The sequence below is a fragment of the Pseudomonas sp. Larv2_ips genome, from assembly GCF_963879675.1.
Lineage (GTDB): Bacteria > Pseudomonadota > Gammaproteobacteria > Pseudomonadales > Pseudomonadaceae > Aquipseudomonas.
Window position 1 is genome coordinate 1,645,023 of sequence record NZ_CAWOAW010000027.1, and the last position, 23,113, is coordinate 1,668,135.

Sequence of the window (23,113 nt, forward strand, 5' to 3'; positions counted from 1 at the left end):
CAGTGGGCCGGGTTTTACGAATTGACCCTGAACCCCCGTCCCCACGACTCTCATCCCATCGATGCAGATCAATTTCTTTTCAGCAAGGCACCGCGACGATGACATTCGACTGGCACTACATGTTTGGTTTGCTCGCCGATCCCGAGTTCTGGCGGGCGACGTGGACGGTAATCAAGCTCAGCACCCTGACCTGGGTCCTGAGCATCGCCCTGGGCTTTCTGCTGGCGCTGGCCAAACAATCCAAACATGGGCTGCTCAGCGTCCCGGCCCGTGGCTATATCTGGTTGTTCCGCAGCCTGCCGCTGCTGGTGCTGCTGATCTTTATCTACAACCTGCCCCAGGCGCTGCCCGGCACCTCGGCCGTGCTGGCCGACCCGTTCTGGTCCGGCCTGCTGGCGTTGGTGATCTGCGAGACGGCGTACGTGGCCGAAATTCACCGTGGTGGTTTGCTCTCGATTCCCAAAGGCCAGGGCGAAGCGGCGCGGGCGTTGGGCTTGAGGTTCTTTGGCACCCAGTGGCGCGTGGTGATTCCCCAGGCGTTGCGCGTGGCCCTGCCGTCGCTGGCCAACGAGTACATCTCCATCGTCAAGCTCACCTCGCTGGTGTCGGTGATCTCGCTGACCGAGATTTTGATGGTTGGCCAACGCCTGTATTCGCAGAACTTCCTGGTGATCGAAACCATGGCGGCGGTGGCGTTTTTCTACGTGTTTATCGTCACCGTGTTCGACTTTCTGCTCAAACGCCTGGAGCGCTTTCTCGACGTCAACCAACGCAATGTGTCCCGCGTTCCGGACGCCGCAGTGCTGGCCCTGGCCACCCAACAACGCACGGCGCCGGCGCGCCCGGCCAACACCGGCGTCGCCGCGCTGCAAGCTGCCCGGTTGCATAAGGCTTACAACGACATTGAAGTGCTGGGCTCGGTCAACCTGCAGGTGCAGCCAGGTGAAGTGGTGTCGGTGATCGGGCCGTCCGGATCGGGTAAAACCACGCTGATCCGCCTGCTCAACGGCCTGGAGCAACTGGACAACGGCGAGATTCATATCAACGGCCTGCCGTTCATTCATTTGCATAAGGTCGGCGCGCAGAAACCTCAATTTATTGAGCACGCCGAGCACCGCCTGAACATCGGCATGGTGTTCCAGAGCTTCAACCTGTTCCCGCACTTGAGCGTGCTCGACAACCTGCTGATGGCGCCGAAATACCATCGCCTGGGGCGCACCGATGAGCTCAAGCAACAGGCTTACGCGCTGCTGCACAAGGTCGGGATGCTCGACCACGCCTGGAAGTACCCGCACCAGCTGTCCGGCGGCCAGCAGCAACGTGTGGCCATCGCCCGCGCCTTGATGATGCGCCCGCAGATCATGCTGTTCGACGAGCCCACCTCGGCGCTCGACCCCGAGAAAGTCAACGAAGTGCTGCAGGTCATCGAAGCCCTGGCCGGGGAGGGCATCACCATGGTGATCGTCACCCACGAGATGAACTTCGCCTTCAAGGTCTCCGACCGCATCGTGTTCATGGAAAAGGGCCGCGTGGTTTGCGACGACACGCCCCAGGCCCTGCGCAGCGGCCACAACCCACGCGTGGAGGCGTTCCTCAAGGACGTCTCGCTGGCGTGATCTCTTCAATGTTCAGGACTCACTAAAAATGATCGAGCAAGCTCAAATCGAACAATTCCAGCGCGACGGCTTCCTGGTGGTGGAGGGCGTGTTGTCGCTGGACGAAGTGGCCGCGTTGCAACACGACTTCGACCAGTGGGTGGAGGAGAGCCGTAGCCACGACCAGGGCTGGGGGGCCACCGTGGATGGCCGCGCGCGTTTCGACCTGGAAGGCGACCACCGCGCCGATCACCCGTCGTTGCGGCGGGTGAGTTCGCCCACCGAGATTTCCCCGGCGTATGAGCGCGTGGCGCTGCACTCGCGGATGGCGGCGATTTCCGCGCAGTTGGTGGGCGCTGGCGGCGCGCGTTTTCACCACAGCAAGATCAACTCCAAACTGCCGCACACCGCGACGCAGGTGAAGTGGCACCAGGATTTTCTGTTCACGCCGCACAGCAACGACGACATCGTCACTGCCTTGCTGATGGTCAGCGAAGTGACCCCGCAAAACGGCCCACTGAATGTGATCCCCGGCAGCCACAAAGGCCCGTTGTGGTCGCACTGGCAGGACCAGCGTTTTACCGGTTCGGTGGACGATGCCGTGGTTCAAGAACATTGCCGGCAACCGGTCGCCTGCTATGGCCCGGCCGGCTCCGTGTGCTTTATGCACACGCGCCTTTTACATGCGTCCAGCCCTAACGAGACCGAACTGCCGCGCACCCTGTTCATCAGCGTCTACGCCGCTGAAGACGCGCTGCCATTCGGCGAAAATCCGCTGCCCAGTGCACACGCCGGCCTGCTGGTAGCCGGTGAAGAAAGTGGCTTGGTGCGCTCCACCGACAACCACCTGCGCTTGCCGCAGAAACCCCGTGGCGCGTCGTTTTTTGTGCAACAGGCCGGCCAAGACTCCGCGACTGCCTAACCCCCTAAAACCCTTGCAGGTAATGACCATGACAGCGTCTCAAAAAAGTCTTCGCCCTCTTGCCGTGTGCCTGTTGGGCGCCGCGGTTGCACTGACCTCGTTGGCGGCTTCGGCGTTCCAGCAGGAAGGCAAGATCATCGCCGGTTCCGACGTGACCTTCTTCCCGTATGAGTACATGGATAACAACACGCCGGCAGGCTTTGATATCGAGTTCATGGACGGCCTGGGCAAGGTCATGGGGCGCAAGGTCGAAACCCTCGACACGCGCTTCCCCAACCTGATCACCGGCCTGCAGGCCGGGCGGTTCGATGTGACCAACTCGTCGATGTACATCACGGCAGAGCGGGTCAAAGTCATCGACATGATCCCTTACCTGAAAAGCGGCGAGTCGATCCTGACCCTCAAGGACAGTGCGTTCCAACCCAAAAAACCGGAAGAGTTCTGCGGCCACAAGATCGGCTCCATGGGCGCCACGTCCTGGCTGGCACAGATGCACAAACTGTCGGATGAGTACTGCGTGGCCAAAGGCTTGAAACCGATTGCGATCAGTGAATACAGCACCGACCCGCAAACCACCCAGGCCTTGCTGGCCCACGCCGTTGAAGCGCAGATCACCGATGCCGCTGTGGCGCGGGGTGTGGTCGACAAGCTCGGCAGCCGCGTGGTGATTTCGTCCGACTCGCTGATCTACCCGGTCCTCAACGGCTTCGGCGTGAAAAAGGGCAACGACGAGGTGAAAAAAGCCCTGCTCGACGGGTTGGACAAGTACCGCGCGACCCCGGAATACGCGGCCTTGCTCAAGAAATACAACTTTGAAGCGCCGACCGATGCCGACATCGCCGCGCTGATGCCCAAGTAAGCCTATTGCGCGACCGCAGCCCTGCGGTCGCGCCTTGCGGAGACAGATTCATGGCGTTATCCCTTGAAGAACAGGCGCGCATCGACCTGGCGGCAACCTTTCGCATCATTGCCCACTTGGGCATGCACGAGGCGGTGGCCAACCATTTCAGCGCGGCGGTATCGGCCGACGGCAAACATTTTTTGCTTAACCCGAAGTGGAAGCATTTTTCGCGCATTCGCGCCAGCGACCTGTTGCTGTTGAACGCCGACGACCCGGCCTGCGCCGACCACCCGCATGTGGACGCCACCGCCTGGTCGATCCACGGGCAGATCCACCGACTGCTGCCGCAAACCCGCGCCGTGCTGCACCTGCATCCGGTTTACACCACGGCGGTGGCGTGCCTGGCCACACCGCACATTCCGGCGATTGACCAGAACACCGCGCGCTATTTCAACCGCGTGGCCGTGGACGAACTGTACGGCGGCATGGCTGACACCGAAGCCGAAGGCGCGCGCCTGGCCGCGCTGCTCGACGGCAAGAGCCGCCTGCTGATGGGCAACCATGGCGTGATGGTCACGGCGGCGTCCATTGGTGAGGCCTTTGACGATATCTGGACCCTGGAGCGTGCCTGCCAGATCCTGGTGACGGCGTGGTCCACCGGGCAGCCGCTGCGGGTGTTGTCGGATGACGTGGCGGAGAAAACCGCACGCGGGTGGGAAGGTATCGCGGACTTTTCGCGGCAGCACTTTGAAGAAATGAAGCAGTTGATGATCGACGCCGACCCTTCGGTGCTCGACTGAGGGCTTTTTATGACGTTTTCCGTTGTCGCTCGCTGCGCCGAGACCGGCCAGCTGGGCATTGCAATCAGCTCTTCAAGCATTGCCGTTGGTGCGCGCTGCCCGTGGCTGCGCCCCGGTGTGGGCGCGGTGGCGTCGCAGAACATCACCTTGCCGAGTTTGGGGCCGCATATCCTGGACAGCTTAGGGCAGGGCTTGGCGCCGGATGAGGCGCTGGAAACGGTGCTGGCCGGGCAGGATCACAGCCAGTATCGCCAGGTGACGGTGATCGATAACCAAGGCCGCACGGCGCATTTCAGCGGCGCGCAGACCCTTGGCCTTCATGCGGCGCTCAGTGGTGAGCAATGCGTGGCGGCGGGGAATATGCTCGCCCATCCCGGCGTGATCGCGGCCATGGTGCGGGCGTTCGAAAATGCCTCCGGGCACCTGGCCGACCGATTGCTTGCCGCGATGCAGGCGGGCCAGGCTAAAGGCGGTGAAGCCGGCCCGGTGCATTCGGCCGCCCTCGTGGTGGTCGATGACCTGCTGTGGCCCATCGTCAATTTGCGCGTGGACTGGGCCGATGACGACCCGATCGGCGCCCTCGACCAATTGTGGCAGGCCTATCGCAGCCAACTGCAGGACTACATTGACCGCGCCATCAACCCTCAACATGCACCGGGCTATGCGGTACCGGGAGATGACCGATGAGCAACAGCCGCGACCTGCTGGCGCAACTGGTGCGTTTCGACACCACCAGCCGTGAATCCAACCTGGCCTTGATCGACTTTGTGCGCACGTATTTGCAAGGCCACGGCGTGGTCTGCGAGTTGGTGTTCAACGCGCAAAAAAGCAAGGCCAACCTACTGGCAACCCTTGGCCCGGCCGGCGTGCCGGGGATTGTGTTGTCCGGGCACACCGATGTGGTGCCGGTGGACGGTCAGCGCTGGACGGTGGCGCCGTTTGACCTGACAGAAAAAGACGGCAAGTTGTACGGGCGTGGCACGGCGGACATGAAGGGCTACATCGCCTGTGTGTTGGCCTGCGTGCCGGCACTGGTGCAGGCGCCGCTGCGCATGCCGGTGCATATCGCGCTGTCCTATGACGAGGAGATCGGCTGCCTGGGTGTGCGCTCGTTGATCGAAAGGTTTCACGCGCAACCGGTCAAGCCGCTGCTGTGCGTGATTGGCGAGCCCACCGAGCTCAAGCCGGTGCTGGGCCACAAGGGCAAGCTGGGCATGCGCTGCCAAATTCACGGCGCGGCGTGCCATTCGGCCTATGCGCCGTCGGGCGTAAACGCTATCGAATACGCTGCGCTGTTGATCAGTGAGCTGGTGCGGCTCGGTGAAACGCTCAAGGCTGAGCAGCACCTTGATGCGCGATTTGACCCGCCATTTTCCACCGTACAAACCGGCGTGATAAGCGGCGGGAAGGCCTTGAACATCGTGCCGCAGGATTGCAGTTTTGACTTTGAAGTGCGCGCGTTGCCGACCCAGAACCCCTGGCAGGTTGCGGACCAGTTACGCGGCTACGCCGAACACACGCTGCTGCCGGCAATGCAGGCAGTGAGCGCGCAGTGTGCGATCAGCTTCAGCGAGTTATCCAGCTACCCGGGCTTGGCGACGTCGCTGCAGAGCCAGGCGGCTGAGTGGATTGCGCAATTTTGCGGCTCACGCGACTACGGCACTGTGGCTTTCGGGACTGAGGGCGGGCTGTTTGACCAGGCAGGGATTCCCACAGTGGTCTGCGGACCGGGGAGCATGGAGCAGGGCCACAAGCCCGACGAGTTCATCAGCCTGGAACAATTGGCGGCGTGTGACCGGATGTTGGCGCGGGTGGTGGCGTTTGTGAGCCAGTAAGGCCACCCCTATCCAATGTGGGAGCGGGCTTGCCCGCGATGCAGGCGCCCCGGTCTTGCAGTTAAACCGAGGTGATGCCTTCGCAGGCAAGCCAGCTCCCACATAAGCCCGCTCCCACATTTGCTCTGTGTTGTTTGCTCAGGCGTTGGCCACGCCCACCCGCCACTGCGCCGGCGGCAGCGCACCGTTCACCAGGTAGTTGCCCACAATGCGCGACTTGTAGACCCGCGGATTATGATTGGCCAACGTGCGCGCATTGCGCCACAGCCGGTCCAGCGCTTTGTTGCTGGCCGTGGCACTGGCGCCCAGCGCGTCAAACAGTGCGGTGGTCGCCGCGAGTGTCGCGTCCACCACCGGGTTGACTGCCAGGCACACTTCCAGCTCCGCCAATGCCACGTGCGGGTCATCGTCGTGCAGCGCCTGCTTGTGGGCGATCACAGACTGCGCCGTCTGCTCCAGGCGCTGCGCCGCTTGCTGGGTGATGGCGTGCGCGGCGTAGGCCTGGCTGGCAACTTCGCCGATGACTTGCAGCAACTGCACGTCTTGCGCTGCGGTGTCGGCGTTGCCGGTGGTGAAGGTTCTGGCGCGCTGGCTGAGTTCTTGTGCACCGCTCAGCGCCGCGCGGCGAGCAATGCCGGCGAGGGTGCTGAGGTGGTAGATCTGGTAGAACGACTGGCCGTAGCCGAAGCGTTGGTGGGTAGGGCGCAGGTCGTCCTCCACCGGGGCATTGTCGAAAATACAGGTGCCGCTGGCGGTGAGGCGTTGGCCGAAGCCATTCCAGTCATCGACAATGTGCACGCCAGGGGCCTTGAGGTCGACGACGACCGAATACACCGTGCCATCCTCACCCGTGGCGACGGTGTTGATCAGGTCGCTGTAGAGCGCGCCGGTGGTGTAGAACTTTCTGCCGCTGATGCGCAGGGTGCCGTCGGCATCTCGGTGCAGACGGGTTTCGAAGTCGCCGCGGGTCTGGTTGCCGACCTCGGTGCTGCCCGGAGAGAGCAGCGCGCCCTGGCCGAGCCGGTCCAGCCATTTGGCGCGCCAGTCGAGGTCTTTGGCACAGAGGACGTCCTCGCAAAAACCAAAATGCCCACGCAGGGCCTGGGTGATGTTGGAGTCGGCGGCGGACAGTTCGGTGAGCAGCGCAAGCAGTTCGCCAAAGGTCGCGCCCTGGCCACCGTGGCTCACAGGCAAGCGCCAGCGGGGCAGTCCCAGTTCGTTGAGCTGGCGGATAACAAGTGCCAGGCTGGCGCGTGTCTGATCAGCCTCTGCGGCTTGCGCAAGGATCTGCGCAAAGAGTGGGCGAAAGGGAGCAGCCAGTTGTTCGTAACGGGAGGAGGGCGCAGCGCCCCAGATATTCAACGCGTAAATCGACATGCAATGGACCTTGCAGAAAGTGGCTCAGGTGCTGGGGTCCAGTGGTCTGGTGCCGCCACCCTAACCCACGGTTCGCAAAGTTTTTAATACGAAAAATAGCTATGGAGCTGCGCGGCGGTTCTATCGATAGTGCGCAACAGTATTAAACCCCGTGCTTTTATTGCGTTAGCTTCTACGGGCGCCGTTCTTGGCGACCTTCCAACCCCATTTCTCATCACCAGACTGCACGCCCACAGATGGTTGAGTCAGCCCTCACGTGTGTGGAATGCATTCATGATCAATCGTCGACACTTGCTTGCCCTGCTCGGCCTGGCCGCGCTTACGCTGCACGGTCCTTCGGTCGAGGCGGCAGAGCCGCTGACGCTCACCGTGGGCGATCAGTTTTTCTCCAACCGCATTGTTCTGGAGCTGTCAGGCGAGTTGAAGGACTTGCCCTACAAAATCGACTTCAAGCGCTTTAATACTGGCTCCCCTGTGGCCTCGGCGGTCGCCAGCGGCGCGCTGGACGTGGGGATTGTCGGCGACACGCCGGTGATCAGCCTGGCGGCCAATGGCGCGCCGGTGAAAGTGGTCGCCAGCACCCAGACCAGCCTTGACGGCGTCGGCATCGTGGCGCGCAAAGGCATCCAGTCGGTGGCCGATCTGAAAGGCAAAACCATCGCGATCTGGAATGGTTCGTGGAGCCAGCAACTGGCCTACAAAGCCCTCGACGAAGCCGGCGTGCCGCGCAACAGCGTGACCTTCAAATACCTGCTGCCGGCCGAGGCCAGCCTGGCGCTCACCCAGGGCGACATCGATGCGTTCGGCACCTGGGAACCCTACGTGTCGCTGCAGGAGAAAGAGGGCAGCCGCCTGATCCGCAACGCCAAGGGCTTGATGAGCGCGCCGACCTACATCGTTGCGTATGAGCCGACGCTGGCGCAGAAAGGCGCGATCATCAAAGACTTTGTCGCGCGCCTTACCCGCGCACGGGTGTGGAGCAACAGCCATATCGATGAGTACGCCGAGGCGTGGTCGAAGGCCAACCAGTCGGCGCCGGAGATTGCCAAAGTGTGGTTCAAGCGTGATGCGATCAAGGTACTGCCGATCTCGCCGACGATTGTCAGCGAAGCCCAGGCCACGGCGGATTTCCTGGTGGATGCACAGATGCTGAAGCAGCGGTATGACGTGACGCCACTGTTTGATCGGGCACTTTAAACGTAACGGAAATAAGCGCTAATGGTATCGACAAGCTGATTATGCCTGGGCTGGGCTAGGTTTTTTATTCCGGTGCGCACCGGGACAAAAAATTAACTAGCATCAGCGAGGAGTAGCCAGTAGGCTACATGTGAATCTGTGACCAACTTGATCGGCAGGACGCCGCAGTTCGATACATGGCTCGACGGCATGAAGGATGTCTGGGGAAGAACGGCTGTTCTGACGCGCCTGGACCGCGCCGAAGAACACAATTTTGGCGATTGCGAGCCAGTCGGTGAAGGCCTGAGCGAAATGCGTGTTTTCGTCGGGCCGGGCTACAGAATTTACTTTGTACGGACGGGCATTACCGCTTACCTGATGTTATGGGGCAGCGATAAAACCGACCAGAAGCGGGGAATCACACGGGCAAAAGAGATCCTCGATGCCCTCAGAGGTTAATGAAATGAGCGAATCGAAATTCAAACCCGAGGACATGCCGATCCTCGATCTTGATACGTCCGGCACCCGTGTTTATGAGGCTTCGCGCTTTCTCGACAGCCCGGAAGTTATCAGTGCCTATCTCGCGCAAAGCATGAAGGCGCAAGATCCGCAAATATTCATGAAGGCGCTTGCCGAGGTTGCCAAAGCCCAAGGCGTAAACAAAGTGGCTGAGGCGGCAGGGGTCAACCGGGAGAGTCTGTACAAAACCCTCAAAGGCGGCTCGAAGACTCGCTATGAGACGATCCAGAAGCTGATGCTGGCGTTAGGCGTTGAGCTCACTGTGCAACCGATTGCTGTCAATCAGGCGACAAGGGCTAAGCCGGTGGCAGCCGGTAAGCCCTGATACCGAATCACGACGATCAAATGTGGGAGCGGTCGAGCTTTCGTAGCCTCGCTGAAGCTCGACAGCTCCCACCTCGATCGCCGTTGTCCTTAAGTCTTAACGCACCAGGCAAGGCTGCTTGTTATTAAAGCGCCAGCCCGGAATCAAGAACTGCATCGCCACACTGTCATCCCGCGCTCCAAGGCCCATGCCTTTGTACAGCTCATGGGCCTTGGCCACTGCATCCATGTCGATCTCCACGCCCAGGCCAGGCTGGGTGGGCACTTTTACGTAGCCGCCTTCGATTTTCAGTGGCGCCTTGGTCAGGTGCTGGCCGTCCTGCCAGATCCAGTGGGTGTCGATGGCGGTGATGTCTCCCGGAGCGGCGGCGGCCACCTGGGTAAACATCGCCAGGGAAATATCGAAGTGGTTGTTGGAATGCGAACCCCAGGTCAGGCCCCATTCATTGCACATCTGCGCCACACGCACCGAGCCTTGCATCGTCCAGAAGTGTGGGTCGGCCAGCGGAATGTCGACCGATTGCAGCTGGATCGCGTGGCCCATTTCGCGCCAGTCGGTGGCGATCATGTTGGTCGCGGTTTTTAGCCCGGTGGCGCGGCGGAATTCAGCCATGACTTCGCGACCCGAGTAGCCGTTTTCTGCGCCGCAGGGGTCCTCGGCGTAGGCGAGCACGTGGTGTTGGTCGCGGCACAGGCGGATGGCTTCTTTGAGTGACCACGCACCGTTGGGGTCAAGGGTGATGCGTGCATCTGGAAAGCGTTCGGCCAGGGCAGTGACGGCTTCGATTTCTTCATCGCCACTCAGCACGCCGCCTTTGAGCTTGAAGTCGTTGAAGCCGTATTTGGCTTTGGCGGCTTCGGCCAGGCGCACCACGGATTCGGCAGTCATGGCTTGCTCATGACGCAGGCGCAACCAATCATCATCGGCGTCGGCCTCGTTGCGGTAGGCCAGAGAGGTGGCTGTGCGGTCGCCGACATAAAACAGGTAGCCGAGCATTTTTACCGCATCACGTTGCTGTCCTTCACCCAGCAGCGCCGCCACCGGCACTTCCAGGAACTGGCCCAACAGGTCGAGCAGGGCAGCTTCCATGGCGGTGACGGCGTGAATAGTGATGCGCAGGTCAAAGGTCTGCAGGCCGCGACCGGCGGCGTCGCGAGCGGCAAAGGTGCTGCGCATCTGGTTAAGGATGCGTTGGTATTGTCCTATCGGCTGGCCGACCACCAGGCTGCGCGCATCTTCAAGGGTTTCACGGATGCGCTCGCCACCGGGCACCTCGCCCACGCCCGTGTTGCCGGCGCTGTCCTTGAGAATCACGATATTGCGGGTAAAAAATGGCCCGTGGGCGCCGCTCAGATTGAGCAGCATGCTGTCGTGGCCTGCCACCGGGATGACTTGCAATTGGGTGACTACAGGAGTGTTCATGGCAATGTCCTAATTAGGCTCAAAGAGGTTTGCTGATGGCGGCGCCCGTTGGCACAGCGCTGGCAGAGGTCAATACGGCCGAGGGTGACGTCTTGGCGAAAAACACCAGGATCGCGGCAAGCACCGAGGTGCCGGCCAGGCCGTAGAGGCCGCCCTGGATCGAGCCGGTGGTTTGTTCCAGGAAGCCAAACGTGGTCGGGGCCACGAAACCGCCCAGGTTGCCGATGGAGTTGATCAACGCGATCACGGCCGCGGCGATGCGCACATCCAGATAACCTTGGGGAATGGGCCAGAACAGCGACGAGGCGGATTTGAACCCGATTGCCGCGAAGCAGATCGCCACGAAGGCGAAGATTGGCCCACCGGTGGTGGACATGAACATGCCCGCAGCGGCAATCAACAGCGCGGCGGCGACCCAGGCTTGCTGGAACTTGAACTTGCCCGACAGCGAGGCGAAGGCGTACATGGCGATGATCGAGATCAGCCACGGAATCGAGTTGAAGAACCCGACCTGAATGTCGCTCAGGTCACCCATTTTCTTGATGATGCTCGGCAGCCAGAAGGTCGCCGCGTAGATCGTCAGCTGGATGCAGAAGTACAGGGCGCAGAACAGCAGGATCTGGCGGTCCTTGAGCAGTTTGCCAATGGTCGGTTTGACCGTGGTCAGTGCTTCTCGCTCACGTTGTTCCTGGTCGATGGCGCCGACCAGTGTGTCCTGCTCTTCGCGGGTCAGCCATTTGGCGTCGTGGGGTTTGGAGTCCAGCCAGAACCACACGAAGAACCCCAGCGCCACCGAGGCCAGGCCTTCAATGGCGAACATCCATTGCCAACCGTGAAAGCCAAAGCCTTCCATTTGCAACAGTGCGCCCGACAACGGGCCGGAAATCAGCGAGGCGACCGCCGAACCGCTGAGGAAGATTGCAATGGCTTTGCCGCGCTCCACACCCGGCAACCAACGAGTGAAGTAATAGATCACCCCAGGGAAAAACCCGGCTTCGGCCACGCCCAGCAGAAAGCGCAGGATGTAGAACTGTGTTTCGTTCTGGATGAACGCCATCAGCGTGGCAACGATGCCCCAGGTGAACATGATGCGCGTCAGCCAGATCCGCGCACCGACCTTTTGCAGCAGCATGTTGGAGGGCACTTCAAACAGCGCATAGCCAATAAAGAACAACCCGGCGCCCAGGCCATAGGCGGCCGCGCCGATGCCCAGGTCATGCTCCATGTGCGTGCGCACGAAGCCGATATTGACCCGGTCGATGTAGTTGAGGATGAACATGATCACGAACAGTGGGAGCACATGGCCCTTCACTTTGCTCACGGCGCGCGTGAGTACTGAGTCGCTGGGTGAAGCGGCAGATGCATGGTTTGAATTGGTCACAATTCAAAACTCCCCTGATTTATTTTTATGCGGGTTTGCGTGTTTTGTTGATAGACATCATACAAGTGCATTTCTTTTTTTCGCAATGCGCCGTGGGGTGTATTTGTTCTTATAAGCGAGAGAATTTAATAGGTGTTTTGGTTATTTGTTCAGCGTTTATTGGGCTATTGCGCCGTTTAGGGTGTGTCGAGACGGCGTGAGCGCCACCCGGCTAACGACACCGACGCCCTTTAGGCTAAAAGCTAGAGAGCTGAGTTGTCATACAAGTTAGGGATTTCTTGAATCAACTCAGCGTTGCCGCCGAGCGGGGTGTTAAGCTCCCTCCAGCCCAACCCCGTGGACCCTAGCGATGCCCATTGAAAACGCAACCCTGGTCCGTAGACGTTCCAATAACCTGGCCCAGGGCGTGGTTGATGCGCTGACCCAGCGCATCCTGCTCGGCCAGCTCAAGCCCGGTGAAAAACTGCCGTCTGAATCCACCATCGTGCTTGAGCATGGGGTGAGTCGCACGGTGGTGCGCGAAGCCATTTCCAAGTTGCAGGCGTCAGGTCTGGTAGAAACTCGCCACGGCATCGGCACATTTGTACTCGAGCAACCTGCGCAACAGGGCTTGCGCCTGCATGTGGACACCGTCGCCAGCGTGCGCAATATGCTCGAGCTGCGCCTGGGCCTGGAGGTGCAAGCGGTGGCGCTGGCCGCTGTGCGCAGAAGTGACGAGCAACTCGTGCGCATGCGCGAAGCGCTGGATGATTACCAGGCTTCGCTGGCGAACAACGACAGTTGCGTGGAGGAGGACAAGCGCTTTCACCAACTGATCGCCGAGGCCACCGGCAATACCTTCTTCACTGAAATCATGCTGCACCTGGGCAATGCGATGATCCCGCGCACGCAGGTCAAGGGCGCCGAGCGCGGCGGCGCCGATTTTGCCAAGCTCGGTCAGTTGGCAAACCTGGAGCACGAAGCGATCTTCAATGCCATCAAGCGCCAGGACCCGGACGCCGCGCGCGCGGCCATGGTGCTGCACCTGACCAACAGCCGGGATCGGTTTTCGGGTGTGTAATGTTGTGCTGATAAGGAACAACCGTTGAACGAACACACATTGTCCATGCGCCTGGAGCGCGTGGCGGCAAACGTGCCGGCGGGTGCGCGCCTGGCCGATATCGGCTCGGACCACGGCTACCTGCCTGTAGCCTTGATGCGTCGCGGCGCGATCGCAGCGGCGGTGGCGGGTGAGGTGGCGGCCACGCCCTTTCACGCGGCCGAACGCACGGTACGCGACAACGCTCTGCAGCAGCACATCAGCGTGCGGCTGGCTGATGGCTTGGCGGCCATTGAACCGGCGGATGCAATCACCGCGATCAGCCTGTGCGGCATGGGCGGCGAAACCATCCGCGACATCCTCGACAGCGGCAGGGCGCACTTGAGCGGTCAGGAACGGCTGATCCTGCAACCCAATGGCGGCGAACAACCCTTGCGCCAATGGCTGATGGACAACGGCTACCGGATCGTGCGCGAGGAGCTGTTGCAGGAAAACCGGTTTTACTACGAAATCATCGTCGCCGAACGCGCTGAGCCGCTGGTCTACACGGCGCAACAGCTGTACTTCGGCCCGCTGCAGATGCAGGCGCGCAGCCCGCAGTTCCTGGGCAAGTGGCAACGCATGTTGCGTCAGAAACACAAGACCCTGGCCAGCTTCGAGCAGGCCCGGCAGGCGGTGCCCCAGCACAAGGTGCAGGAGATTGAACAACAGGCGCGCTGGATCACCCAGCTGCTGGCTTGAACTGGCAACAGTGAACAGGGTCACACATCCCAGACCGGCGCTTTACCCGGTCTCTTGCGCCGCCCATGATGGACGGCTTGCACCCATGGAGGACGCTGCGTATGTTTGGCTCCCTGCTCGACAAACTTTTCAATCGCCCGCTGACTGAAGATGCGTTCGCCGAGAAAGTCATCAAGGCGGCTCGCGAAGCGGGTTTCAGCGAACCTCTTGAGTACGTGCCCAAAGAGTTCCGCCTCAAGCATGGCGACGGTAGCTACTTCAATTTGCATAACGCATTCAATGACTATCAGAACGCCGAAAAAGCGCATAAATCTGACGTATTGAAAGGGTATGTATCGACACTGCTCGGCTACAAAAAGCCAGCCCCGCCAACCTTCGAAGGCGTCAGGCCGCTGTTGCGGCCGGTGATTCGTAACCTGGCGATGCTCGAAGAAGTGCGCCTTCATCACGTCCGCAGCAAGGGCTGGGATGCGCCGTACACCGCCGTCCACCAGGCGCTGGGCACCGACTGCGTGACCCTGCTGGCGGTGGACTACCCCGAGACTACGTCCACCCTGACCGAGGGGCCTGATCCACAGTGGGGCGTGAGCCTGGACGAGGCATTGGCGGTGGCGGTGAGCAATCTGCGTGAAGCGACCCAGGACGCGTTTGACGAAATCGTGCCCGGCCTCTACCTCGGCCGCTGGAATGACGGCTATGACACCAGCCGCGTGCTGCTGCCGGATGTGCTGCAGCGTGCGGCCATCAAGGGCCGCCCCGTGTTCATGATCCCGACCCGCGACATCCTGATGGTGACCGGTGACAAGGATGAAGCGGGCATTCGGCACATGGTCGAGGTCAGCTTCAAGGCCATGGAAAGCGGGCGCGCGGTGTCCAGTCAGGTCTACACCTATGACGATCAACGGATCGTGCCTTTCATCAGCCAGGATGAAGCGCTCACGGCGCGCATGGCGAGCCTCGAACACATGCTGCTGCAGGGCAACTACCACGCGCAGAAAGAGCAGCTCGACATCCTTCACGATGAGCAGAAGATCGACGTGTTTGTCGCGACCTACACGTTGTTCGAGTTAAAGGACAGTCACGGCAAGACCTTCTCGCTCTGTAGCTGGACAGAAACCGTCGACACCTTGCTGCCCAAGACCGACCGCGTGGCGCTGGTGCAGATCCAGCCCGATGGCTCCGCCCAGACCCAAGTGGTCGAATGGGCTGAGCTTGAGGCCAAGTTGGGTGACCTGCTGGCGCCGGCGAGCCTGTACCCGGCGCGCTATCGCACGCTGGGTTTTCCGACGCCTGCGCAATTGAGTCAGTTGACGCCGCTGGTTTAGCGCCGGCTTGTCACGCGTCGCCCACTTGTGCAAGGATCGCCCATGACCAAACTTTCGCAAAGCAACCGCCATCACCCCCACGGACCCTGCCCAAGGTGCCGCGGTTGCTTGCGCTCACTGATTGACCAGAACCTCTGATCACTCGATGAACCACCACCCAAGGCGCCGATGGCGCCTTTTTTATTGCTTGTAGAAAGGGAGATTCAACAGATGACAATGCTACGGGGTACCCGAATAGTGACGGGCAAAGAAGCCGCGACAATGCGAGAGATCGAGGCGCGTTTTCGGAGCTATCTTCATCGACGCGGGCGCTGAAGAAGTCATCGTGCCGGCCCTGTGGGGCCAGGACACGTTTATCGAAAAAGCCGGCGGCAGTGAAATCATCGGGCAGATGTGGGCCTTCGATGACAAGGCCGGACGTCAGTGTTGCCTGATCCCGGAAGCCACCGCGCTGTTCCAGGAGCGCAACGCGCAATTGCTTGGCGCGCGCGCGGAGGCGATGTTTTTCTACGTGGCGCGGTGTTACCGGTATGAGCGGCCGCAAGCTGGGCGCTACCGGGAGTTCACTCAGTTGGGGCTGGAAATTCTCAGCCCTGAGCCCGCGCTGGCGTTGCAGCGCAGCCAAGCGCTGTGCACCGGTTTTCTCGACACGCTGAACCTTGACTATGAGCTTAACCTGGCCGTCAAACGCGGGCTGAGTTACTACCTGCAAGGCAATGGCTTCGAGGTGCGTTGCCCCGCGTTGGGTGCTCAGCAACAAGTGGTAGGCGGCGGTGCATACCGCGAAGGCGCCGGGTTCGGCATCGGGCTTGAGCGTCTGGTGCTTGCGTTGGCGTGATGTGCAAGGACGCCTCCACCCGGAGGCGTCTCCTATCCGGCCGCCGGATATGCTCCAATAGCCGCCATCATTTGCTCATCCGGGACCCCCGCCATGGCCGACACCACCGATCAAGCCTTCTACGACCGTGCAGATGCACACATCGAACTGTCGAACGAACAACTCAAAACCTGTGAAAACCTCGGCGAGGTCAGCGCCTCGATGATGTTCGGCACCACGCGCTTCAACGCCTGGGCCAGTGCACGCAACTTCAAGTCCGGCGCCGAAATGGCCGAGGCGCGGGAAGCGATGCTGAAGTATTTCTGTGACCAGTACCGGATGATGCTCGAGGACAATCTGGATGATCACATCAATAATTTCAGTCAGTACATGTTGGTCAAATAGCTCGTCGGCACCGATTCCACTTGCTCTTGTACGTTGAGTTGTCCTTTCTTCAGCAGACGATGGATGTCCATGGCTGTTTCAGATGCCCTTGCACGCCAGGTCGGGCAGGTCAGTGCCCAGAGCCCTCCAGGGCAAGCCAGCCTGCCTGGAAAGCCGGGTTACCGTTCCACTCTGCACACTGAGTGCTTTTGCCCCATTTTCGCGCATGCCCCAGCGCCATCAACTCGCCAAGCCGCCTATTTCGCGACCCGCCACCAACGGCCCGTATCTTGCTAGTACCTTCCCAATCAATGACATGGCATTTTGCTTCTAGTCATATCCAGGTTGTTTGGGGGAGTGGGTCGGCCATGCACAGTCTTTTATCACCGGGTATCCGCCTGCTTGGCCGTTTCGGTTTTGCGCGCAAGTTCCAGATCCTGTTTTTCCTGTTCATGCTGCCCCTGGCCGGAAGCCTGTGGCTGATCGGCCAGGACTATCGCGACAAATTAGCGGTGATTTCCAGCGAGCAGTCCGGCGTGCGCCAACTGCTGGCCCTGGACACCCTGGATGGGCAGTTGACCGCACAACGCAACCTGGCTGCCCGCTGGAAAGCGCTGGATATTCTGCACACCCCAACCCCCGCCGCACAGGCCGCGATGGACAACGTCGATGCCGGCAACCCGGCCATTGTGCAAAGCCTGCAAGCCTTGGGCGATGCGCTCAAGACCCACAACGCCAGCGCCGACACCCTGGCCCGTTTTGAGGCGTTGCAGGCGACGGTCAAGGGCATGGACACCCAATCGCTGCGCACCGTGGGCTGGTGGCCGGACGGTTATGACCGCTTCACCGCCGCCCTGACTGCGATGCAAACCTTGCGCGAGCAGATCACCCTGGACGCCGGCCTGATCCTCGACCCCTGGCTGGAAACCTACTTGCTGATGCAGATTTCCACCCAGCACACGCCGGACCTGATCGAGCGTATCGGCCGCACCGCGAGCGTCGGCCAGTCCTCGATTGCCTCCGGGCAATTCACCTTGCAAAGCCGCTTGCAGATGCGCGACCTGCGCGGCCGAATCGGCGATGCACGTGACCAGTTGGTCAAGGCCGCCGCGTCACTCAAAGCCAAGCAATACGCCGGGATGCAACCGTGGACGGCGCAATACGACACCAGCCTGCAATTGCTCGATAACGAACTCAAAGGCCTGGACGATGGCGTGTTTGGCGGCACCATCAAGCTCGACACCGCAGGCTTTGATCGCAGTGTCGACAGCATCCTCGGCGCGTTGGGCGCACTGCGCAGCCAGTCGCTGCACTCGCTGGATGAACGTTTGAGTTATTACCGTGACCGCTCGCTCAGGGAGTTCATTCCGGTGGTGGCCACGTTCAGCCTGCTGGCGTTGGCGGCGTTGTACCTGTTTATTTGCCTGCAGGCTTCGATTCGTCGCAGTGCCAGTGGCATCACCACGCTCGCCGAGTCCCTGCGTGACGGCAACCTGTGCGTCGAAGTGGCGGTGGAAGGTCGCGATGAACTGGCGGCAATCAGCACCGCGCTCAACGTCGCCGTGGTGCAGCTGCGCACCAGCCTGCTGGGCGTCAACCACGAGACCCAGCAACTGGGCTCGGCAGTGCTCACCCTCAACGCGCAATCGGGCAGCACCCTGACCGAAGTCGAAGACCAGCAACACCAGATCAGCCAGATCGCCGCCGCCGCCACGCAACTGGCGGCCACCTCGATGGGCGTCGCCAAAAGCTGCGAACAGGCTTCCGGCAGCGCCCAGCAAACCCGGCGTATCGCCGAAGACAGCAGCCGCGACAGCCAGCGCACTACGGCGAGTATCCAGCAACTCAACCAGCGCCTGACCGACACGGCGAATGCCCTGGAGCAAGTGAGCCAGCAGGGCCAGCAAATTCAGTCGGTGGTCGACACCATTCGCGGCATTGCCGAACAGACCAACCTGCTCGCACTCAACGCCGCCATCGAAGCGGCCCGCGCAGGCGAGCAGGGCCGCGGGTTCGCCGTGGTGGCGGATGAGGTGCGCAGCCTGTCGCAACGCACCCAGGCTTCGACGGCGCAGATCGCCGGCACGGTGGACAGCCTGCGCGCGACGGTGAGCCAGGCGGTCACGCTGATGGGCGCCGCGTGTGACCAGGCGCTGACTGACGCCGAGTCCGTCACCGGCCTGGGCACACGCCTGGGCGAAATTGCCGGCGCGGTGCAAAACGTCACCGACACCCTGGCGCAGATTGCGGCGGCGGTGGAAGAACAGGCGACGACGGCGGATGAAGTCAGCGGCAATATCCAGCAGGTCGATCAGGCCGCAGGGCGCTTGCTCGACGGCGCGCGCGCGGTGAACCAGGCGGCCGACACCTTGAGTAAAGGCAGCCGCGCCCTGAGTGAAAACACCGCGCGCTTTCGCCTGGACTGACCATCCCCCCTGTGGCGAGCGGGCTTGCCCCGCGTCGGGCCGCGAAGCGGCCCCAAACCCAGACAACGAGGACTATCAGAAAAACCCCATCGCTCTAATTGAGCCTGCTGCGCCCCCTCAACGCGGTGCGCTCTGAATGAAAGCACCGCGCGTTAGATGAACCTTCAGCGCCAACAGGGCTCACTTATCAAGACACCCTGTTCCGTTGCCGAAAGGAATCTGCATGCCTTCAACCCCGCCATCACCCGACCTGACCGCCCCCGTGGAACGCGAACTCAGCCTGCGCGCGGTGATCACCGGGGTCGTGCTGGGCATCCTGCTCACGCCCTCGAATGTGTACGCGGGGCTCAAGATCGGCTGGTCGTTCAACATGTCGATCATCGCCTTGCTGGTTGGCTACGCCATCTGGCAGGGCCTGGCCAGGCGCAGCCCCGGGCAACTGCCGTGGACACTGCACGAAAGCAACATCAACCAGACCGTTGCCTCGGCCGCCGCCTCGATTATCTCCGGCGGGCTGGTGGCGCCGATCCCGGCCTACACCTTGTTGACCGGGCACACGCTGGACGCCTTGCCGATGATCGCCTGGGTGTTCTCGGTGAGCTTTCTCGGGATCTGGATCGCCTGGTACCTGCGGCCCTCGCTGCTCAATGACAACGCGCTGAAATTCCCCGAGAGCATGGCCACCCTGGAAACCCTGCTGCACATCTACAACCACGGCCGTGAAGCCGCCACGCGCTTGAAGGTGCTGCTCGGCGCCGCGTTGCTGTCCGGGCTGGTCAAGTGGGTGGATACGTTTATGTGGGCCTTGCCGCGCTGGTCGCCCAGCGCGGCGTTGGAGCGCCTGACGTTTACCGCCGACCCTTCGCTGCTGTTGCTGGGCTTTGGCGGCATCATCGGTATTCGCGTGGGCCTGACCCTGCTGCTTGGCGCCTTGCTCGCCTGGGGCGGGCTGGGGCCGTGGCTGTTGGCGCAAGGTCTGGTCAACCTGCCGGCAGGCAGCAGCGGCCCCCAATTTGCCGCGTTGGTGGAATGGTTGCTGTGGCCCGGCGTGAGCTTGATGGTGTGTTCGACGCTGGCCTCGCTGGCGATCCGTCTGTGGGCCTTGCACACGTCCACCAAAGCCGGCGGCGGCACGCCCTGGGCGGTGCCCAAGGCTGGGCCTGCCGCCGGTTTTGCACTGGCGATTGTGCTGGTGGTGAGCCTGCAGGCGCTGTTGTTCGGCATCAACCTGTGGATGGCCTTGCTGACCATTCCCCTGGCGATTTGCCTGGCCGCCGTGGCGGCGCGCGTGGTGGGTGCCACCGGCATTCCGCCGATTGGCGCCATCGGGCAATTGTCCCAGCTGAGCTTCGGTATCGTTGCGCCGGGGCAAGTGCCGATCAACTTGATGAGTGCCAACACCGCCGGCGGCTCGGCCGGGCAATGCACGGACTTGATGAACGATTTCAAGGTTGGCAAGGCGATTGGCGCCACGCCGCGCAAGCAAGTGATCGCGCAGATTCTGGGGATTTTTGTGGGCAGCATCGTTGGCGTATTTGCCTACCTGGCGTTGATCCCCGACCCGCAAAGCATGCTGCTCACCGAAGAGTGGCCGGCGCCTGCGGTCGCCACCTGGAAAGCCGTGGCGCAAACCCTGACCCATGGCCTGGATTCATTGTCGGTGAGCATTCGTTGGGCGATTGGCCTGGCGGGTGCGGTCGGCGTGTTGCTGGGCGTTCTCGACAGCACGTTGTCGTCCCGACGCGCCCGGTATCTGCCCAGCGCCGCGGCCTTGGGCCTGGCCTTCGTGCTGCCGGCTTCGGTGTCGCTGATGATGGCCCTCGGCGCGGTGCTGACGTGGTTGGCGAGCTGCCGCTGGCCGAGTCTCACCGAACGTTTTGCGATTACCGCGGCGGCCGGATTGATCGCCGGGGAGAGCATCACCGGGGTCGGCGCGTCGTTGTGGGCGATGGTTGCGAATTAATCCATGGCACTCCACCGCGACAGCGTAGTCTCTTACCTGGATACCCACTCTCGTTCAGCGGAGCCGTTATGATCACTGTCCACCACCTCAACAACTCGCGTTCGCAACGCATTCTGTGGCTGCTCGAAGAACTCGGCCTGCCTTACCAGATCAAGCGCTACCAGCGCGACCCGAAAACCAACCTTGCTCCGCCCGAACTCAAGGCAATCAACCCGTTGGGCAAATCCCCGGTGATCGAAGATGGCGACCTTGTGCTGATCGAGTCCGCCGCGATCATCGACTACCTGATCCGCCGTCATGGCCAAGGCCGTCTGCAGCCCGATCCGGCCACAGCCACCTACGACAAATACGTGCAATGGCTGCACTTCGCCGAAGGCTCGGCAATGCTGCCGCTGATGCTCAACCTCTACGTCGGCCGCCTGGGTGAAGCGGGCGCACCGTTGCATCCGCGCATCGAGTCGGAGTTGGCTAACTACCTGGGCTACCTGAACGACGTGCTGGCGGGTACGCCATACCTGGTGGGTGACGAGCTGAGCGGCGCGGATATCCAGATGAGCTTCATCGGCGAAATCGCCAAGGCCCAAGGCAAGTTGCAGGCCTACCCGAACCTGGCCGCGTGGGTGCAACGCTTCCAGGCGCGCCCGGCCTACCGCAAGGCAGTGGAGCAGGGCGGCGAGTACGCCTTCGCCAAATAAAAGCGCAGGCGTTACCCCTGTGACGAACGGGCCTGGTGTGGCAAACGGGCCTGGTGTGACGAGCGGGCCCGGTGTGACGAGTGGGCTTGATGTGGCGAGCGGGCTTGCCCCGCGTTGGGCTGCGAAGCAGCCCCAAACCAGCCGCCGAGTACCGCCTGATACACCGCGTTCTGCTCCATTCATTGGGGCCGCTGCGCAGCCCAACGCGGGGCAAGCCCGCTCGCCACACCAGGCCCGCTTGCCACAAGAAGCCCGTTCGCCGCAAGAGGCCCGCGCTTCACAACGCCTTAGCCCCTACAGCCCACCGAGAGCGGCTTCTCAGCTGTTCGCAAACCGCTTCAACGAAAACGACGACAAATCCAGCTCACTCGACCCCCGCATACACCACTGCGCAAACGCCTCCCCCAACGCCGCCGAATGTTTGAAGCCATGCCCCGAACACGGCGACACCACCAGTGTGTGCTGCAGCGATGGGTGCTCGTCGATGATGAAATGGTGGTCCGGCGTCACCGTGTAGGCACACACCGCTGACTTCACCACCTCGGCCGTCACCCCGGCGATACGGCCCTGCACCTGTTGCTCATACATCTCGCGCGCTTGCGCCGCCGAGACCGTGCGGTCCAGCGTCTCAGGCGTGGCAGCGGTGTGATACTGCGCCGTGGCAAGTTTCAGGCTGCCCTCGCCGGGCAATGCGGGGAAGCCATAGTGGGTTTGATCCTGGCCATGCGTGAGGATATACGTGGGCGATTTGCCGACCAGATCGGCACCCGGTTCAAGCGCGAACCAGAACAGTTGCTGGCGATAAACGCTGAGCAACCGATCAAACGGCGCCCCGAGCAAACCGCCCGCCCAATTGCCCGCGCTCACCACCAGTTTGTCGGCCTGCAACGTGCGCTTGTCGGTGGTCACCGTCACGCCGTGCGCGTCCGAGCTGATCTGGGTGACGGTCTCGCCCTTGTACAGCGTGGCGCCGTGCTGCTCGGCCAGCTTGAGCTGCACATCGATACACCGCTCCGGGCGCACAAAGCCGCCGCCGGGTTCGTAGTAGCCAATGGCGCTGTCCGCCACCTGGGAAAATTGCGCGAAGCGCTGGCGAATCTGCGTCGCATCCAGCAACTCGTGTTCGATGCCATAAGTTTGCGCAAGGCCAATGGTGCGCCGGGTGAAGTCGGTTTCATCGCTGGGGTCGAAGTCATCGCGGGAGGTCAGCACCAACAGCCCCGACTGCTCGAACAACGCCTCCCCGGACAACGCCTCCAGCTCACGCCAGATACGGTGCGAGTTGCGCACAATGGGCACGTACTGCGCGCCTTCACCCACCGACAGCCGCGTGATACGCGTATCGCCGTGGCTTGAGCCGAACGAGTGGGGCGGGTGATGGCGATCGATACCGGCAACGTTTACACCGGCTTTGGCCAGTTGGTACACCGTGGCGGCACCCATGGCGCCGAGGCCGATGACCAGCGATTCATAGCGTTCCAAGGTTGATACTCGCGTCTGAGGGCAGGGCAGTAGTTGAGGCCAAGACGG

The 23,113-nt window shown here is 61.8% G+C and carries 20 protein-coding genes and 1 pseudogene; 17 read left to right on the forward strand and 4 right to left on the reverse strand.

Features of this window, described 5'->3' with window-relative positions; all coding sequences use genetic code 11:
* The first annotated feature begins 98 nt into the window (after positions 1-98).
* From AACV02_RS24395 to argE, 6 genes are read left to right on the forward strand one after another with little or no spacing between them, the layout of a single operon-like run.
* Positions 99-1,616: an amino acid ABC transporter permease/ATP-binding protein gene (locus tag AACV02_RS24395; protein WP_106576616.1), complete on the forward strand. Its 1,518-nt coding sequence runs from the start codon at positions 99-101 to the stop codon at positions 1,614-1,616.
* Between the two features lie 28 nt (positions 1,617-1,644).
* A complete protein-coding gene (locus AACV02_RS24400) occupies positions 1,645-2,517 on the forward strand; it encodes a phytanoyl-CoA dioxygenase family protein (protein ID WP_106576617.1) in 873 nt (290 codons plus the stop codon).
* A gap of 28 nt (positions 2,518-2,545) precedes the next feature.
* On the forward strand, positions 2,546-3,376 hold the full coding sequence (locus AACV02_RS24405; protein ID WP_119742508.1) for an ABC transporter substrate-binding protein: 831 nt from the start codon (positions 2,546-2,548) through the stop codon (positions 3,374-3,376).
* A 50-nt stretch (positions 3,377-3,426) separates the two neighbouring features.
* Complete coding sequence (locus AACV02_RS24410) at positions 3,427-4,158, forward strand: class II aldolase and adducin N-terminal domain-containing protein (RefSeq protein ID WP_119742510.1); 732 nt, start codon at positions 3,427-3,429, stop codon at positions 4,156-4,158.
* 9 nt (positions 4,159-4,167) lie between these two features.
* Positions 4,168-4,845, forward strand: a complete 678-nt coding sequence (locus tag AACV02_RS24415) for a DUF1028 domain-containing protein (protein ID WP_119742512.1) — start codon at positions 4,168-4,170, stop codon at positions 4,843-4,845.
* Complete coding sequence (gene argE / locus AACV02_RS24420; RefSeq protein WP_119742514.1) at positions 4,842-5,993, forward strand: acetylornithine deacetylase; 1,152 nt, start codon at positions 4,842-4,844, stop codon at positions 5,991-5,993. Before AACV02_RS24415 ends, argE begins: the two co-directional genes overlap by 4 nt.
* Before the next feature lie 138 nt (positions 5,994-6,131).
* Here the strand turns inward: argE and AACV02_RS24425 are convergent, their stop codons facing one another.
* On the reverse strand, positions 6,132-7,370 hold the full coding sequence (locus tag AACV02_RS24425) for an acyl-CoA dehydrogenase family protein (protein ID WP_119742516.1): 1,239 nt from the start codon (positions 7,368-7,370) through the stop codon (positions 6,132-6,134).
* A 273-nt stretch (positions 7,371-7,643) separates the two neighbouring features.
* Here AACV02_RS24425 and AACV02_RS24430 point away from each other — a divergent pair, with 273 nt between their 5' ends.
* From AACV02_RS24430 to AACV02_RS24440, 3 genes are all read left to right on the forward strand, one after another.
* On the forward strand, positions 7,644-8,567 hold the full coding sequence (locus AACV02_RS24430; RefSeq protein WP_119742518.1) for an ABC transporter substrate-binding protein: 924 nt from the start codon (positions 7,644-7,646) through the stop codon (positions 8,565-8,567).
* 138 nt (positions 8,568-8,705) lie between these two features.
* The gene (locus AACV02_RS24435; protein ID WP_106576624.1) at positions 8,706-9,005 is read left to right on the forward strand and encodes a type II toxin-antitoxin system RelE/ParE family toxin; all 300 of its coding nucleotides are present in this window, start codon (positions 8,706-8,708) and stop codon (positions 9,003-9,005) included.
* 4 nt (positions 9,006-9,009) lie between these two features.
* Positions 9,010-9,390: an addiction module antidote protein gene (locus AACV02_RS24440; RefSeq protein WP_106576718.1), complete on the forward strand. Its 381-nt coding sequence runs from the start codon at positions 9,010-9,012 to the stop codon at positions 9,388-9,390.
* Positions 9,391-9,486: 96 nt separating this feature from the next.
* On the opposite strand, the gene gudD is transcribed toward AACV02_RS24440, so the two are convergent.
* Positions 9,487-10,812 carry a glucarate dehydratase gene (gene gudD, locus AACV02_RS24445; RefSeq protein ID WP_119742520.1) on the reverse strand — a complete coding sequence of 442 codons (1,326 nt, stop codon included), beginning with the start codon at positions 10,810-10,812 and terminating at the stop codon, positions 9,487-9,489.
* A gap of 19 nt (positions 10,813-10,831) precedes the next feature.
* Positions 10,832-12,193, reverse strand: coding sequence for an MFS transporter (locus AACV02_RS24450; RefSeq protein ID WP_119742522.1), 1,362 nt, complete (start codon positions 12,191-12,193; stop codon positions 10,832-10,834).
* 349 nt (positions 12,194-12,542) lie between these two features.
* Between AACV02_RS24450 and AACV02_RS24455 the strand changes: the two genes are divergently transcribed.
* The 8 genes and pseudogenes from AACV02_RS24455 to AACV02_RS24490 all read left to right on the forward strand — a co-directional run bounded on the left by AACV02_RS24455 (position 12,543) and on the right by AACV02_RS24490 (position 21,583).
* Positions 12,543-13,253, forward strand: coding sequence for a FadR/GntR family transcriptional regulator (locus AACV02_RS24455; RefSeq protein ID WP_106576627.1), 711 nt, complete (start codon positions 12,543-12,545; stop codon positions 13,251-13,253).
* Between the two features lie 24 nt (positions 13,254-13,277).
* Complete coding sequence (locus tag AACV02_RS24460; RefSeq protein ID WP_119742524.1) at positions 13,278-13,973, forward strand: tRNA (adenine(22)-N(1))-methyltransferase; 696 nt, start codon at positions 13,278-13,280, stop codon at positions 13,971-13,973.
* Between the two features lie 101 nt (positions 13,974-14,074).
* Complete coding sequence (locus AACV02_RS24465; RefSeq protein WP_119742526.1) at positions 14,075-15,298, forward strand: DUF1444 family protein; 1,224 nt, start codon at positions 14,075-14,077, stop codon at positions 15,296-15,298.
* 268 nt (positions 15,299-15,566) lie between these two features.
* Positions 15,567-16,136: pseudogene (locus AACV02_RS24470) on the forward strand (ATP phosphoribosyltransferase regulatory subunit); the annotation flags it as partial.
* A gap of 93 nt (positions 16,137-16,229) precedes the next feature.
* Positions 16,230-16,520 (forward strand): DUF3144 domain-containing protein, encoded by a 291-nt coding sequence (locus tag AACV02_RS24475; RefSeq protein ID WP_119742530.1) that lies wholly within the window; start codon positions 16,230-16,232, stop codon positions 16,518-16,520.
* A gap of 347 nt (positions 16,521-16,867) precedes the next feature.
* The gene (locus tag AACV02_RS24480) at positions 16,868-18,925 is read left to right on the forward strand and encodes a methyl-accepting chemotaxis protein (protein WP_119742532.1); all 2,058 of its coding nucleotides are present in this window, start codon (positions 16,868-16,870) and stop codon (positions 18,923-18,925) included.
* A gap of 223 nt (positions 18,926-19,148) precedes the next feature.
* Entirely contained in the window at positions 19,149-20,888 is a 1,740-nt protein-coding gene (locus AACV02_RS24485) for an OPT family oligopeptide transporter (protein ID WP_119742534.1), read from the forward strand.
* A 68-nt stretch (positions 20,889-20,956) separates the two neighbouring features.
* Complete coding sequence (locus AACV02_RS24490; protein ID WP_119742536.1) at positions 20,957-21,583, forward strand: glutathione S-transferase family protein; 627 nt, start codon at positions 20,957-20,959, stop codon at positions 21,581-21,583.
* Between the two features lie 318 nt (positions 21,584-21,901).
* Here the strand turns inward: AACV02_RS24490 and solA are convergent, their stop codons facing one another.
* Positions 21,902-23,065, reverse strand: a complete 1,164-nt coding sequence (gene solA / locus AACV02_RS24495; protein WP_119742540.1) for an N-methyl-L-tryptophan oxidase — start codon at positions 23,063-23,065, stop codon at positions 21,902-21,904.
* Positions 23,066-23,113 lie beyond the last annotated feature (48 nt).

Coding starts and splice junctions, on each gene's coding strand:
- AACV02_RS24440 (WP_106576718.1), top strand. CDS start 9,010: ATGAGCGAATCGAAATTCAAACCCGAGGACATGCCGATCCTCGATCTT.
- AACV02_RS24405 (WP_119742508.1), top strand. CDS start 2,546: ATGACAGCGTCTCAAAAAAGTCTTCGCCCTCTTGCCGTGTGCCTGTTG.
- AACV02_RS24415 (WP_119742512.1), top strand. CDS start 4,168: ATGACGTTTTCCGTTGTCGCTCGCTGCGCCGAGACCGGCCAGCTGGGC.
- AACV02_RS24430 (WP_119742518.1), top strand. CDS start 7,644: ATGATCAATCGTCGACACTTGCTTGCCCTGCTCGGCCTGGCCGCGCTT.
- AACV02_RS24395 (WP_106576616.1), top strand. CDS start 99: ATGACATTCGACTGGCACTACATGTTTGGTTTGCTCGCCGATCCCGAG.
- AACV02_RS24485 (WP_119742534.1), top strand. CDS start 19,149: ATGCCTTCAACCCCGCCATCACCCGACCTGACCGCCCCCGTGGAACGC.
- AACV02_RS24400 (WP_106576617.1), top strand. CDS start 1,645: ATGATCGAGCAAGCTCAAATCGAACAATTCCAGCGCGACGGCTTCCTG.
- gudD (WP_119742520.1), bottom strand. CDS start 10,812: ATGAACACTCCTGTAGTCACCCAATTGCAAGTCATCCCGGTGGCAGGC.
- AACV02_RS24480 (WP_119742532.1), top strand. CDS start 16,868: ATGCACAGTCTTTTATCACCGGGTATCCGCCTGCTTGGCCGTTTCGGT.
- AACV02_RS24475 (WP_119742530.1), top strand. CDS start 16,230: ATGGCCGACACCACCGATCAAGCCTTCTACGACCGTGCAGATGCACAC.
- AACV02_RS24490 (WP_119742536.1), top strand. CDS start 20,957: ATGATCACTGTCCACCACCTCAACAACTCGCGTTCGCAACGCATTCTG.
- AACV02_RS24425 (WP_119742516.1), bottom strand. CDS start 7,370: ATGTCGATTTACGCGTTGAATATCTGGGGCGCTGCGCCCTCCTCCCGT.
- AACV02_RS24455 (WP_106576627.1), top strand. CDS start 12,543: ATGCCCATTGAAAACGCAACCCTGGTCCGTAGACGTTCCAATAACCTG.
- AACV02_RS24465 (WP_119742526.1), top strand. CDS start 14,075: ATGTTTGGCTCCCTGCTCGACAAACTTTTCAATCGCCCGCTGACTGAA.
- AACV02_RS24410 (WP_119742510.1), top strand. CDS start 3,427: ATGGCGTTATCCCTTGAAGAACAGGCGCGCATCGACCTGGCGGCAACC.
- argE (WP_119742514.1), top strand. CDS start 4,842: ATGAGCAACAGCCGCGACCTGCTGGCGCAACTGGTGCGTTTCGACACC.